This window comes from Salinispirillum sp. LH 10-3-1, from assembly GCF_030643825.1.
Lineage (GTDB): Bacteria > Pseudomonadota > Gammaproteobacteria > Pseudomonadales > Natronospirillaceae > Salinispirillum.
In genome coordinates, this window is the sequence record NZ_CP101717.1 from 1,952,521 (window position 1) to 1,964,957 (window position 12,437).

General features: G+C 53.8%; 16 protein-coding genes. 4 read left to right on the forward strand and 12 right to left on the reverse strand.

Going from position 1 to position 12,437, the window contains the following annotated elements:
- Window positions 1–135: 135 nt before the first annotated feature.
- Together NFC81_RS08710 and NFC81_RS08715 are read right to left on the reverse strand one after the other, a co-directional pair.
- Complete coding sequence (locus tag NFC81_RS08710) at window positions 136–1,098, reverse strand: hypothetical protein (protein ID WP_304994095.1); 963 nt, start codon at window positions 1,096–1,098, stop codon at window positions 136–138.
- A 117-nt stretch (window positions 1,099–1,215) separates the two neighbouring features.
- Window positions 1,216–1,671, reverse strand: coding sequence for a hypothetical protein (locus NFC81_RS08715; RefSeq protein ID WP_304994096.1), 456 nt, complete (start codon window positions 1,669–1,671; stop codon window positions 1,216–1,218).
- 446 nt (window positions 1,672–2,117) lie between these two features.
- Between NFC81_RS08715 and NFC81_RS08720 the strand changes: the two genes are divergently transcribed.
- Complete coding sequence (locus tag NFC81_RS08720; protein WP_304994097.1) at window positions 2,118–2,330, forward strand: CsbD family protein; 213 nt, start codon at window positions 2,118–2,120, stop codon at window positions 2,328–2,330.
- 75 nt (window positions 2,331–2,405) lie between these two features.
- Here the strand turns inward: NFC81_RS08720 and NFC81_RS08725 are convergent, their stop codons facing one another.
- From NFC81_RS08725 to soxR, 10 genes are all read right to left on the reverse strand, one after another.
- The gene (locus tag NFC81_RS08725) at window positions 2,406–3,554 is read right to left on the reverse strand and encodes an AI-2E family transporter (protein ID WP_304994098.1); all 1,149 of its coding nucleotides are present in this window, start codon (window positions 3,552–3,554) and stop codon (window positions 2,406–2,408) included.
- 66 nt (window positions 3,555–3,620) lie between these two features.
- Window positions 3,621–4,106 carry a PRC-barrel domain-containing protein gene (locus NFC81_RS08730; protein WP_304994099.1) on the reverse strand — a complete coding sequence of 162 codons (486 nt, stop codon included), beginning with the start codon at window positions 4,104–4,106 and terminating at the stop codon, window positions 3,621–3,623.
- Window positions 4,107–4,269: 163 nt separating this feature from the next.
- Window positions 4,270–5,643, reverse strand: coding sequence for a diguanylate cyclase domain-containing protein (locus NFC81_RS08735; RefSeq protein ID WP_304994100.1), 1,374 nt, complete (start codon window positions 5,641–5,643; stop codon window positions 4,270–4,272).
- 44 nt (window positions 5,644–5,687) lie between these two features.
- Window positions 5,688–5,834 (reverse strand): lmo0937 family membrane protein, encoded by a 147-nt coding sequence (locus NFC81_RS08740; RefSeq protein WP_304994101.1) that lies wholly within the window; start codon window positions 5,832–5,834, stop codon window positions 5,688–5,690.
- Between the two features lie 58 nt (window positions 5,835–5,892).
- Window positions 5,893–6,123 (reverse strand): DUF3185 family protein, encoded by a 231-nt coding sequence (locus NFC81_RS08745; RefSeq protein WP_304994102.1) that lies wholly within the window; start codon window positions 6,121–6,123, stop codon window positions 5,893–5,895.
- A gap of 222 nt (window positions 6,124–6,345) precedes the next feature.
- A complete protein-coding gene (locus NFC81_RS08750) occupies window positions 6,346–6,846 on the reverse strand; it encodes a hypothetical protein (protein WP_304994103.1) in 501 nt (166 codons plus the stop codon).
- A gap of 184 nt (window positions 6,847–7,030) precedes the next feature.
- A complete protein-coding gene (locus tag NFC81_RS15985) occupies window positions 7,031–7,582 on the reverse strand; it encodes a helix-turn-helix transcriptional regulator (RefSeq protein ID WP_370529854.1) in 552 nt (183 codons plus the stop codon).
- 274 nt (window positions 7,583–7,856) lie between these two features.
- The gene (locus NFC81_RS08765; protein ID WP_304994104.1) at window positions 7,857–8,120 is read right to left on the reverse strand and encodes a Txe/YoeB family addiction module toxin; all 264 of its coding nucleotides are present in this window, start codon (window positions 8,118–8,120) and stop codon (window positions 7,857–7,859) included.
- The gene (locus NFC81_RS08770; protein ID WP_304994105.1) at window positions 8,117–8,359 is read right to left on the reverse strand and encodes a type II toxin-antitoxin system Phd/YefM family antitoxin; all 243 of its coding nucleotides are present in this window, start codon (window positions 8,357–8,359) and stop codon (window positions 8,117–8,119) included. Before NFC81_RS08770 ends, NFC81_RS08765 begins: the two co-directional genes overlap by 4 nt.
- 69 nt (window positions 8,360–8,428) lie before the next feature.
- Entirely contained in the window at window positions 8,429–8,890 is a 462-nt protein-coding gene (gene soxR, locus NFC81_RS08775) for a redox-sensitive transcriptional activator SoxR (RefSeq protein WP_304994106.1), read from the reverse strand.
- 97 nt (window positions 8,891–8,987) lie between these two features.
- Between soxR and NFC81_RS08780 the strand changes: the two genes are divergently transcribed.
- From NFC81_RS08780 to NFC81_RS08790, 3 genes are all read left to right on the forward strand, one after another.
- On the forward strand, window positions 8,988–9,416 hold the full coding sequence (locus tag NFC81_RS08780) for a VOC family protein (protein ID WP_304994107.1): 429 nt from the start codon (window positions 8,988–8,990) through the stop codon (window positions 9,414–9,416).
- Between the two features lie 29 nt (window positions 9,417–9,445).
- Window positions 9,446–10,006: a flavodoxin family protein gene (locus tag NFC81_RS08785; RefSeq protein WP_304994108.1), complete on the forward strand. Its 561-nt coding sequence runs from the start codon at window positions 9,446–9,448 to the stop codon at window positions 10,004–10,006.
- 84 nt (window positions 10,007–10,090) lie between these two features.
- On the forward strand, window positions 10,091–12,418 hold the full coding sequence (locus tag NFC81_RS08790) for a glucose/quinate/shikimate family membrane-bound PQQ-dependent dehydrogenase (protein ID WP_304994109.1): 2,328 nt from the start codon (window positions 10,091–10,093) through the stop codon (window positions 12,416–12,418).
- Window positions 12,419–12,437: the final 19 nt, after the last annotated feature.

Here is a 12,437-nt window from a genome sequence, read left to right on the forward strand (position 1 = left end):
GGCGATTCGCCGTCCGATGCTTCGTCCACGCCTTACAAAATCAATGCGAGCAAGATGATGATGGGAATGGGAATCCCGAGAAACCACAGTAGTATCGCGTGCATAGCCTTTTCCTCTTCATTAATTGGGTATGACTTAAACCGTGTCGCGCTGCCGTCCACCATACACCGCCATCAAACTGGCTGCGAAAGCGCCAATCGACAGAGTGATGAACATCCATAAAGCCGCATAGGCAGAAGCCTTGCGAGCCTCGTCTGCTGCTTCAACCGCCGTGGCTTCAAACTCGTCGAGAGTGGTTTGTACGTCGTCAAAGTTCTGAGACACGCGCTGTTCTGCCTGTTGCTGATTCAATTCCGTGCGCTCGGCGATCAACCGACCAATATAACGCTGGTCATCTTGCGGCAATTCACCGGTGCTCAAGGCGCGGGCGAAAATGCGTGTGACTTCAGCCACCGGGATGTCTGACACTGCGCTACCCTGTTGTGTGGTGCCAGGTTGTGTGGTGCCAGGTTGAGTAGTGCCGGTCGCTGTAGCGGTGGTTGATGCCGGAGCATCGCCACGGAACAGTGAGTCGATGTGGTATTCGAGCGTGTTGGTTTCGCCAGACATCATGGTGGCCGCAGAACTTGCCCCACTGGCCATTTCTGAGCCCGCACGAACGGTTCCGCTGATCAACGAACCAATGACAGACGTGGTTAATACCACCATCAACAAAGACGCCACCGCCCACGTCATAAAACCGTGCGCTGTATCGCGAAAATACACTTCGTTGCTGTGCGTTGCCGCCCATTTGGTGCGCAAACGACCGGCCAAGTAACCACCCATACCGGATGCCGCGAGTTGGGTAAACGTCAGCCATAAGATGGCTGCAAAACCGATTGTGGAGATACTGATACCGTCCATGCTCCACGGTGAGATAACGGAGAATCCCAGACCAGTACCAAGAATAAGCAATAACAACGACAATGCAGCCGCGCCTACTGCCCCTGCAAAGATGGCCGCCCAAGAGACGGCGCTGTGCCCATCCGCTACGTCGCCCATGGCTGCCGCGACGCCGTGCTGTGCTACCGGATTGGACGCTGTACTAAATTTCGACATAACGTTCTCTCTCTTACGAGTTATGAAAAAGCCACAAGGCCGATGGAATCACCGACCTTGTGGCCTCTACCGAAGCGGCTGATGCTAAACCAGCCGCCGCATGACTAAGGCTAAACCCTAGTAGTTGACGCCAAGACCCACGGTATAAGCCCAAATACCGCTATCTTGGAACGCATCAGCTGCTTCGCTCGACTCATCAAACTTGAATTGATAGTCAACGCGGCCCAGCAGATAGGCCTTAGGTTGCAGGTAGTACTTCACGCCCGTTTCCAAACCAGCAAAAACACTGTTTTGAACGCCGTCGCCATAGATACCACCCAAGCTACCACCTACGAACGGCTGAATTGCGTCGTTCATGAACTGATAGTTCACGTAACCGCGAGTCGAACCGTTCCAGAAGTCATTAGAGAGCATTTCGCCGCTGATGCTGGCGTAGTTAACGCTCTGGCGCACACCCAGTACCACGTTGTTGCTCAGGTACCAGCCCAAATCGCCTGATACACCAAACGCACCGCTGTTAAAGCCTTGATCGCTTGCACCAGTACCCGAGATTGAGAATTCCCGATCGCCCATAACTGGCCCAATTTCAGGGTTATGTGAAGCGGCTGAGAGTGATTGTGCGGAGGCGACTACAGGCAATCCACCGAGAAGGCAGAGAGTCATAGCTACTGTGTTGATTCTGGTCATATGAGTTACCTTACATAAGTTGATCAGATTGCATTTCCGAAATGCGCCAATAGGAACTTGACGCGGATCGCACATCCGCAAATAAACAGGTTGTTAACCATCACGAATGCACAGCATCAGTATCAGACTCGTCCGTTCGGGTGTCTGTGCGGCAGCATACAAAGGCCAACGAGCGCCAATTTATCAAGGCTATAGCGAGTAACGGCAGGCATGCGTTCGTTAGCGAACAGACACCTATGGCACAAGGGAACACTCTTCTGTATGACGGCTCTGCGTTGCGCAGGAAACCGTTTTACCTATCCAAAATATGGCGCAAGCCACAGGAGATACCCATGAACAGTGACATTATCAAAGGCAACTGGAAGGAACTTAAAGGCAGCGTTAAAGAGAAATGGGGCAAGCTGACAAACGACCGCCTAGACCAGATTGACGGCAAGCGTGACCAACTGGCCGGTGAAATTCAGCAAGCCTACGGCATCTCAAAAGACGAAGCCGAAAAGCAAGTGCGCGAGTTTGAAACATCCTCTAAGCACAAAGCTAAGTAGTGCAATAGCAAGCACTCGCAAATAACCGTAAACGCTGCCTGCGCAACTCTGTTTTGTCGCAGGCAGTTCTGTGTATCAATTTGGCGGTAACTTCGATGTCTGTATTTCAGGTACGTCTTGCCTATTGTGCTGTCGGTTGAACCGGCTTTTGGTGTGCTCCACAACCGTCACCAAGAAGGCCGTGAGCGGCACCGCCAGAATCATCCCCACTACCCCACCGAACACCGTTCCCCAGAACAGAATAGAGATCACCACCAGCGCCGGGTGCAAACCCGAGCGATCAGCCATGATCTTGGGTGTCAAAAACATACTTTCAACCAATTGCGTCACCGCGATGACCACCATCACCAGCAGGACAAGCTGAGTGCTACCATCGGGTTGAAAATACGCCACCGGCAACACAGTGAAGGTGCCAACCATGAAGCCGAGGTACGGCACAATGTTCAGCAGGCCTAAGGCCAGACCGAAGTAGATGGCCGCCTCTAGCCCAACAACCGTAAAACCGATGGCCATCATCACCCCCATAATCAAAGCAATGGTGAGCTGACCACGAAAAAACGCGGTGAGATAGTCCACGAACAGCTGGCCGTGATACAGCACATCATTCTGACTCTTGGGCGAGAGAACAAAAAGCATACCTCTGGCCGACGCCTTGAGATGATGCCCAGACAACAACGCAAAGAACAGGTACAGAGGCACAAACCCCAGCCCCACCAGAAAACCGATATAGACGAATACGCGATCAACGGTTGCCTCAGCACCCGGTAGCATCGACTGAACATCCATTTCAGCCAGGGCATTTTCCAGCATGGGCAACGCGCGCGGAAACCGCGTTGTCAGACTGCTATAACCGCGTTCAGCCATCGCAGGAATAGATTCAATAAACTGGCTGCCCTGATAAACAGCCGCTGGCAGCACCAACACCAATACCGTGACACACAAGGCAAATAACACGACAAACAAGGAGATCACCGCTGCCAACCGGTTCATACGCAAGCGGTGCTCAAACAATTCAATGACTGGGAACAGGATCAACGCCAGTAGGCCGCCAATGGCCAAAGGGAAGACCAATAGATGTAAGAAGCCAATCACTTTACCAAGCACCCATAAAACGAACACTACAGTGCCCAACAACGTAACGGCACTCAGGGCCAGAATGGTATAGCGGAGTAACTGTTTCTGTGCGGGAGCAAAGTCGATAGACATCTTCTTTTCGTGACTCATGTGTTTCATTGCTTAAAGACAAAGACAAGTTGGGGGCACAGAGTGCCCCGTGTTCACTAGGTTGGATTACTTACGACCGTATTTCGGCGCGTTACGCAGCGCATCTTCCGTGATGTCGGTGTAGAACTCGTACTCGCCATCTTCCATAGTGTGGTGCAGCTCATCCCAGCTCAGGTTGACCTCTTGGCCACCCATGCCCAGAAATCCACCCGTGGTAACCAACACACCGATGATGCTACCGTCATCACCGATGACCAGGTCATCAATGCTGCCTACATCCTCATCAGACGCGCGGTGCTTAATGGTTTTACCGATGATGTCATCAGCGTACAGAGCACCCACCGGGCTGTTACTGAAGAATCCGTTCTCAGAACCGTTATGGGTAGAGCCTCGCTGGCCCATAGTGCCTTGACCAGTAGTGCTTGTGCTTTGCTCTTTGCCTTGCATACCAGTACCCGTTTGAGTCTGCGCAAAGGCTGCTGAACCTAATGTCAAAACCGGTACAATGGCGGCGCATGCAGTGAAGGTGGTAAATTTCTTCATCGTGTTCATGGTGTTTCTCCTAACATTTTCGGCAGTCTTGCCGGACCCTCGTGGGCCTTTAATTGCTGCTCCCAAGTATCGGGAACACCATGTCAGGTTGGGCTTCTGAGTACACATTGTCTGTTCGCTACAACACATACTCATCGGCCTGATCGCCAGCATCCACGCGCCTTTACAGCACGTTTGCAGGACGTATTGCACCCTCAATGCCGCAAGCATTCTTTCCTGAAGCTTTAGCTTGGTACATGGCGATGTCCGCGCGCTCAATCAGCGCCTGCATCTCACGGCCGTCATTGGGGTACATACTGATACCAATACTCATAGACACCTTCACGCGGTGCTCATCCACCTGCAATGCGCGAGCAAACAGGCTCAGTAACTTGTTCGCCGCCAACTCTGCCGCCGCCAAATCAGATACATCTGCCAGCAAGATGACAAACTCATCGCCGCCGTACCGACATACCGTGTCCGTATCACGCACACCGCGCAGCAATGTGCGGGCCACGGCCTGCAACACATGATCGCCGACTCGATGTCCAAAGAGATCATTAGTCTGTTTGAAGTTATCCAAGTCCACAAACAACAGCGCTGCCTGTTTGCCTTGGCGATTCGCCAAACTCGCCACCTGCCGGAAGCGTTCTTCAAACAGCATCCGACTCGCCAAGCCCGTCAAGGAATCGTGGCTCGCCAGCCAAGCCATTTTGCGGGTCATCACCAAAGACTGACTGATGTCTCGAAACACAATCACCGCGCCAGTCACGGCACCGTACCGGTCGTGCAACGGGGCTGCGGAATCCTCAATGCCCACCTCGGTTCCGTCGTAGCGGCAGAGCATAGAATTTGTCGACGGAGCCACTGCAATATTCTCTGTCATCGCATAAATGGCCGGGTTTTTAGCTATCTCGCCGGTTTCTCGATCAGTGATCTTAAAGACCGACAACAGTGGTTTTCCGAGCGCCGTAGCACCAGGCCAGCCGGTCAATTCTTGAGCCACTTTATTCAGAAACGCCACCTTGCCCTGTATGTCTGTGATCAACACCGCATCAGCAATGGAACCGCAGGTCACGCGCGCGCGCTCTTGCTCGGCGAACAACGCTTCGTCTGCTGCCTGCCAAGCGGCCTCAGTGGTTTTTCGTCGTGTTACATAAAGCAACGCACCCGGCAGCCAGTTCATATCGAGCACGCTTATGCCCGACTCAAGCCCATCGCTGCCGGTAGAATCCGACTGGGTGTCCACATCCGTCAATGGCAACACCAGTGCTTCCGGAGCCACCATGCGCAAACGCTCTAGCACCTTGGGTGCCGCACAATCGGGCAAGCACTCGGCTGCCAATACCACCTCAATATCGCCCAGCGCCAAACGCTCAAAAGCCTGTGCCAAATTCGTTAAACACTCTACCTTTATTGCGCCTTCACCGGCACTGAGCAAAGCTTTTTCAGCCATCCGTGCTACATCGACATTGGCCTCCACTAACAGCACCGTCACCGGTGCAGAGCGAATCACCCGCTGAATGGGTATGCACTCCATCTCAAAATGTCTCAACATGAGTCTTGATTCCTTCTCGCTACACTTTAATCAAACCGGCGTCGTTATAAGCGACGACCTTGAATAACGCGCACCAATACGACCACTACCGCAATGACCAGGAGCACATGAATAAAACCACCCATGGTGGTTGACGTAACAAAGCCCAGTAACCAGAGGATAACCAGGATAACGACAATACTTTCGAGCATGTTCTTCTCCTTTCGCTTACGAATGTCTGATATGAAGTCGACCGCACAGTGGGCCGAATCAAGACCGTGCTTTTACCGCCAGCGCAATCAAACCGAGCGAGAGCATCAACACCCCGCCAACGGCTGCGCCCACACCGATCTCGAAGTACCAAATGGTTGCGTAGGAAAACCTACCCGTGAACATCTCGTGAACCTGCTCGGCAAGTGTCTGCGAACTGGTGTAGCCGAAATACAGAAGCACCGCGGCGCCAGCGAGCAATAAGATGCCCAACAACAAATTGGTATTCATGATGGTCTCCTTACAATCGAATATTTAAGAGGGAAGCACATTATTGTTCGCACGGCGCTCCGGCTTTCCGAGGTGCTGCGAGAACGACTAAGAGCTTCCGTTAGCCATAACACCACGGCGTAAAGCAACCGTCTGTACGGTAACGCACACAATTGAATTAATTGGAGAAGAGAGATAACTCGGAATGAAAGATGGGCGCCCGTTAGAGGGCGCAGTCGGTGATTATGCGCTGTGCAGCGCAAGGACTTTACGTGCCAACGCTGCTTCGCGCGCGTTGCGCGTCTCGGCCACCAACACAACCTGGCCGTTGTCGATGGCGTCGCTGACTAAGTCTGAAAGCCAGCCCTCCTTTTTTGTAGCACTGTCGGATGCGCCAACCGCTGCGCCGACCAAACCACCCATACTCGCACCCCAGCCGATCATCACCAGCGGAGCAATTAACGGACTGGCAATGAACAGCGTCACGCTGCTCGCGGTCAGTGCTACAGCCCCCAGCGCACCCAGACCGGACCCAGCGGCGGTGCCGATGGCGCCGTCGACCAGCACATCGTGCAGCGCGGAGTCACTCTTTTCTTCTTGAGCGGGCGACACTGAGGCGGAATCGGCGGAAAAAATCAGTATTCGCCCGCGTGGAAAGCCCTGTCCGACCAAGTCAGCAAGCGTGCTTTCGGCTTCTTCACGATGCGCAAAAAAACCCGAAACATGGTGGCGATGTTCGTTCATATTGTTTCTCCCAACAGTGACATTGACGAGACGAATGTCACTCAAGTGTCACTGTTGGGCGTTGCGGAGTCTGTGCGATAGCGGACGGAGTGCGCCTCCTCCTCTGCCTGATCCAATATCACCGCCCCGCTTCCCGACGCCGCCAGTTTGTCGTCACGATTATATAGCGGGCAGTTCGTCATACTCAGACAGCCACAGCCAATACAACCCGCCAAGTTATCGCGCGGCCTTTGGGCCGCGCAAATTGCTCCGCCTTAGGTAAAAATGAAAGAATACGATCAAGCCGGAAATCCCGATAAGCCTCACGCAAACGACACCATGCGATGAAATGCCAGTGCCAGCTGTAGTAAAAAAGCCCTATAGGCTCTATTTCCCGCACAGTGTGTTGATGTCGACTCAACGCGGCATAGCCAATCTCCACTACTTGTCGACGTACAATCGAACTTCGACACTCACGCAACCAACGGTCACCACTGTGCAATGCGCCTTTCTGATTAAGAGAACGTGGCTCTTCGGTGTCCTTCTCCCCGTCGTCAATCGGGAATTGGCTGCCAGTTGGCAACACCTCAAGGTCGGTATCAAGCGAACTCAGGTAGTCTTTATCTGTACTACTGATTACCGCTCTAATCTTATTCAGGGCCTGCTTGAAGTCCTGCAGCGAATCAATATCAAGGCTCGATACCAGTAGCTTCTCCCCAAGTAACAGCGCAGCGGCCTCGTCCAAGGTAAAGCTCACAGGCGGCAATCGGTAACCGCGCTCCAGAAAGTAGCCAACCTCGGCTTCTGCTCCAATAGGAACGCCCCGCTAACACGAACGTCGGTCTATTTATCCACCACTATGTTCATATTTTGTGGACTTTGTAAGCCAACAGGGTACAGATTGCGGAACTAATTCCTATCTAACCGCTAGCTTCATCTCAATAATCACAGACAGCGTCCAACCGTTACCAGCTCCTTATCCTCGAGATTTGTAGATCGAAGTATTGTGACGCATTGGACAGTAATGGCTGTTATTCGTAATGACTCCAAAGACGGAGGACCTTAACCGCTCGCTCATCTTCAAGCACCTGGTATACCAGACGATGCTGAATATTGATCCTGCGTGAATAAGCTCCCGCAAGATCACCGATAAGCTTCTCGAATGGGGGCGGCTTACGGTAAGGATCTTCGGAAATCAGCACCAGTAGCTCTTGAGCTTTTGGTTTGAGGCCGCTTGAGGCCAGTTTCTTCGCGTCTTTTTGGGCTTGCTTCGTGTAAACCAACGTCCATGTCACCAGTCTAGATCCTCTTCACACTCATCAATGGGCGTCTCCAGCCCCTCACGAATAGACTCCCGCATACCCGGCACCGAAAGCAGGAAAAGCGTTTCTTGAATTGCCGACCAGTCTTCCTCGGCCACGAGCACAGCTTTATTCCGTTTTCCCATGATGACAATCGGCTGATGCGACTCAGCAGTTTCGTCAATCAACCTGTAGAGGTTGCTGCGCGCTTCAGTAGCGGTTATTCCGGTCATAATGTACCTCTGAGATGTTCAACCATTTGCAGATTGTACGCTTTATCGTACGTACGTCAACGCGATCACTTATTCCGCCCGCGCCTCCTCCTCTGCCTGATCCAATATCACCGCTCCACTGCCCGACGCCGCGAGTTTGTCGTCTGGATTATAAAGCGGGCAGTTCGTCATACTCAGACAGCCACAGCCAATACAACCCGCCAAGTTATCTCGCAACGATTGCAAATAGGCGATGCGGCCGTCCAATACACGTTGCCAGTTTTTCGACAGTAGCTCCCAGTCCGCCACAGTTGGCGTACGGTTATCCGGCAACGACAGAAACGCCTCTCTGATCTCGTCCAGGCTCACGCCGACTTTCTGCGCGGCTTTTATCACCGATATCCGCCTCAGCACGTCTTTCTTGTAGCGCCGTTGATTGCCGTCGTTACGCCAGCTTTGAATCAATCCTTGCTGCTCGTAAAAATGCAACGTACTGACTTTCACACCGCAGCGCTTTGCAACCGCACCGACACCCCAGTTGTCCTCCCCCATTATTTGCTCCTGAAATTTCTATTTTTCAAAAAAATGCTTTACCTCAACCTTTGTTGAGGTTTTACCCTGCCCACTCAACCAATTCAAGGAGACAACCATGTACTTAGAACACATAAACTTGGTCGTAGCGGATATTGAAGCCATGCTGAAGTTTTACCGTGCGGCGTTTCCGCACTGGCACGTACGAGATGAAGGACAGGGAGAATGGAATGGCAAACCGCGTAGATGGATCCACTTTGGTGACGACCATCACTACATTGCACTGAGCGACCATGGAGAAGGCGCCAACCGGCGGTTGGAAGGCCACAGCGTCGGTCTGGCGCATTTTGCCTACGTCACCAACAACATCGAGGCCGTGACAGCCAGGCTCAATGACGCAGGCTACCCAATTGCCAAGCCCGGAGCTACCGAGCCGTTTCGCAAAAACGTCTACTTCATCGACCCTGCCGGCTTTGAAGTGGAGTTTGTCGAATACCTCAGTGACATCCCGGCTGAGCGCAATTTTAACCAAGAATCTCAACGGTGACCGGCCAAGCAACAGAAGGAAAATGCTGAATGAAAATCGCCATTGTATTTCACTCCCCGTCAGGCACTACCAAACAACTCGCGCACGCGGTGGCTCAAGGAGCAGCTCAGCCCGGTATAGCAGTCATTCAAGCTGAGATTGTTGGTGCAGACATAGTGGAAGGACGTTTTCGCAACACCGATTTATTGCACAGTTTGAGCAATGCCGATGCCGTGCTCTTTGGCTCCCCCACTTACATGGGTGGCGTTACAGCGCAGTTCAAAGCCTTTGCCGACGCAACCGGCGAACTGTGGGAAGAACAACGTTGGGCCGACAAAATTGCAGCGGGTTTCACCGTTGGGGGCAATATCAGCGGCGACCAACAATGTACTCTTCAGTACCTGCAAGTATTCGCCAACCAGCACGGCATGCTGTGGGCCGGAATAGATATTCCTGGTGGCTACGATGCACAACAACGTAATCGGTTGGGTGCTCAATCGGGCCTAATTGCACACGCGCCGGATGGCGACGTTCATGAAACAGACCTGCTTACAGCGCATTACCTAGGCCAGCGTGTTGCGAGACTAGTGCAACGATTTGCCCAACCCTAAGTACGCTGCCGCACAAACCCAAAAGGCCCCAACGTTTATAGTGCAGCGTCCATTAAACGCACATCACTATAAACGTTGGGGCCTATGATTTTATTTTCGATTCTAGTCGCGCTGATCGGTCTTGCACTCACAGCGGGTGGTATCTACCTGCTCGTGCTGGGCGGTAGCGTCTATTACCTGCTGGCAGGCCTCGTCTTGCTGCTCAATGGGTGGCTGGGCTTTAACCGCCACCCTTTCACCCGCCCGCTGTTTGCGGGGTTTCTAGTGGTCACCATGGCGTGGGCGCTGTGGGAAGCCGGTTACGACTGGTGGGCGTTAGCGCCGCGCTTGGGCTTGTTTATGTTACTCGCCATTCCCCTACTGGTTTCCAGCGTAGCGGACAACGGCGGACGCAAAATACTGCTGCCCGTGTGGGCCATACTGGGCGTCATCACCCTCGGCAGCCTGTTTAACAACCCCCATGAATTCTCCGGCCGACTCAATATGCAAGTAGTCAGTGAATCGCCCAACCTTGGAGACTCACCAGACGACAGCTGGTACGCCTACGGACGAAGCAACATGGGCCAGCGTTATTCCCCGTTGGGCCAGATTACTCCGCAGAATATCGGGCAACTGGAAGAAGCATGGCGGTATCGCACCGGCGACATGAAACGCCCGGAAGACGTCACGGAAACCACCTATCAGGCCACGCCACTTAAAATCGGCGACACGTTGTATCTGTGTACCCCGCACAACTGGCTGGTCGCGCTAGACGCCGACAACGGCACCGAACGCTGGGTGTACGACGCTCAAGTGCCCGCCGAAAGCCAACGCCAGCACCAGACATGCCGTGGCGTGTCCTACCTACCGCCCGCTTCCGGTGAAGTGCCCTCCGCTACCCTGCTGAATGTCGCCGCTGAAACGCAGGCCTCCGTGGAATGCGACGCCGCGCTCTTTATGCCCACGTCTGACGCCCGTTTACTGGCCCACGACCCCGTCACAGGCGCCCTTTGTGCCGGTTTCGCTGATAACGGCGAACTGGACCTCACCCACAACATGCCGTACCAACAAGCCGGTTTCTATTACTCCACATCACCACCCGTAGTCATTAGCGGCCTGATCGTTGTGGCGGGTTCGGTGAACGACAACTACGACATCAACTCACCGTCCGGCGTCATTCGTGCCTACGACGCCAGAACCGGCGAACTGATGTGGAACTGGGATGCCGGCGACCCGGAGAATACCGAGCCATTCGGGCCGGATGAAGTCTACCGAGCCAGCTCTCCCAACAGTTGGGCCATTGCCAGTGCCGACGAAGAACTGGGGCTGATTTACTTCCCCATGGGCAACCGCACGCCCGACCAACTGGGTTGGTACCGCTCGGAAGAGGATGGCACCTACTCAAGCTCTGTCGTAGCCCTGAGCCTGGAAACCGGCCAAGTAGCGTGGGTGCAACAGTTTGTGCACCACGACCTGTGGGACATGGATACCCCCGCCCAACCCTCACTGATTGATTTGGATACCGACAGCGGCGTACAACCCGCCTTAGTCGTACCGACCAAACAAGGCGACATCTATGTGCTGAACCGCGCAACCGGCGAGCCCATCTTCCCGATCACCGAGCTGCCCGCACCACAAGGCACCGTTGATTTAGACGAAGCCGCGCCAACTCAACCGATTTCAGCGCTGACGTTTCGCCCACCCACCATGACCGAGAAAAACATGTGGGGCGCCACTGTGCTGGACCAAATGATCTGCCGGATTCAGTTCAAGTCACTGCGTTACGAAGGCCAGTACACCCCGCCATCGGTGCAGGGCACACTGGTCTACCCTGGTAACTTTGGTGTGTTCAACTGGGGCGGCATCGCCGTAGACCCGAAACGCCAAGTGATGTTCGGCATGCCATTGGACATGGCCTTCATTCAGCGTTTAGTCGAGAAAGACGGCGCAGACCTGGGCGAAACCAACCAAGGTGAGCAAGGCCTGAACTCCAATGAAGGCGCACCCTACGCCGTGGACATGAAGCCCTTCTTGTCGATGATTGGCGTACCCTGCCAGCAACCTCCTTGGGGTTATGTGGCCGGGGTTGACCTAAAAACCGGTGAAATTGCCTACAAGCACAGAAACGGAACGATTAGGGACCTCTCACCCATTCCGCTACCCATTAAAATGGGCGTACCCGGCATTGGTGGCCCCATCATCACCGAAAGCGGCGTAGTCTTCCTGGCCGCAACGGTAGACGACTACCTGCGCGCCTACGACCTCGCCACCGGTGAACAGATATGGCAGGCTCGCCTACCGGCAGGCGGACAAGCTACGCCAATGACTTACCTGAACAGCCAAGGTGAACAGATGGTGGTTCAGGTGGCTGGCGGGCATGGCTCCGTGGGCACCACCATTGGGGATTATGTGATAGCGTATAAACTCAAATGAGCGCAAACAGAGCAGATAC

Coding starts and splice junctions, on each gene's coding strand:
- NFC81_RS08780 (WP_304994107.1), top strand. CDS start 8,988: ATGTACTTAGAACACATAAACTTGGTCGTAGCGGATATTGAAGCCATG.
- NFC81_RS08770 (WP_304994105.1), bottom strand. CDS start 8,359: ATGACCGGAATAACCGCTACTGAAGCGCGCAGCAACCTCTACAGGTTG.
- NFC81_RS08740 (WP_304994101.1), bottom strand. CDS start 5,834: ATGCTCGAAAGTATTGTCGTTATCCTGGTTATCCTCTGGTTACTGGGC.
- NFC81_RS08790 (WP_304994109.1), top strand. CDS start 10,091: ATGATTTTATTTTCGATTCTAGTCGCGCTGATCGGTCTTGCACTCACA.
- NFC81_RS08730 (WP_304994099.1), bottom strand. CDS start 4,106: ATGAACACGATGAAGAAATTTACCACCTTCACTGCATGCGCCGCCATT.
- NFC81_RS08745 (WP_304994102.1), bottom strand. CDS start 6,123: ATGAATACCAATTTGTTGTTGGGCATCTTATTGCTCGCTGGCGCCGCG.
- NFC81_RS08720 (WP_304994097.1), top strand. CDS start 2,118: ATGAACAGTGACATTATCAAAGGCAACTGGAAGGAACTTAAAGGCAGC.
- NFC81_RS08735 (WP_304994100.1), bottom strand. CDS start 5,643: ATGTTGAGACATTTTGAGATGGAGTGCATACCCATTCAGCGGGTGATT.
- NFC81_RS08710 (WP_304994095.1), bottom strand. CDS start 1,098: ATGTCGAAATTTAGTACAGCGTCCAATCCGGTAGCACAGCACGGCGTC.
- NFC81_RS08715 (WP_304994096.1), bottom strand. CDS start 1,671: ATGGGCGATCGGGAATTCTCAATCTCGGGTACTGGTGCAAGCGATCAA.
- NFC81_RS08725 (WP_304994098.1), bottom strand. CDS start 3,554: ATGAGTCACGAAAAGAAGATGTCTATCGACTTTGCTCCCGCACAGAAA.
- NFC81_RS08785 (WP_304994108.1), top strand. CDS start 9,446: ATGAAAATCGCCATTGTATTTCACTCCCCGTCAGGCACTACCAAACAA.
- NFC81_RS08750 (WP_304994103.1), bottom strand. CDS start 6,846: ATGAACGAACATCGCCACCATGTTTCGGGTTTTTTTGCGCATCGTGAA.
- soxR (WP_304994106.1), bottom strand. CDS start 8,890: ATGGGGGAGGACAACTGGGGTGTCGGTGCGGTTGCAAAGCGCTGCGGT.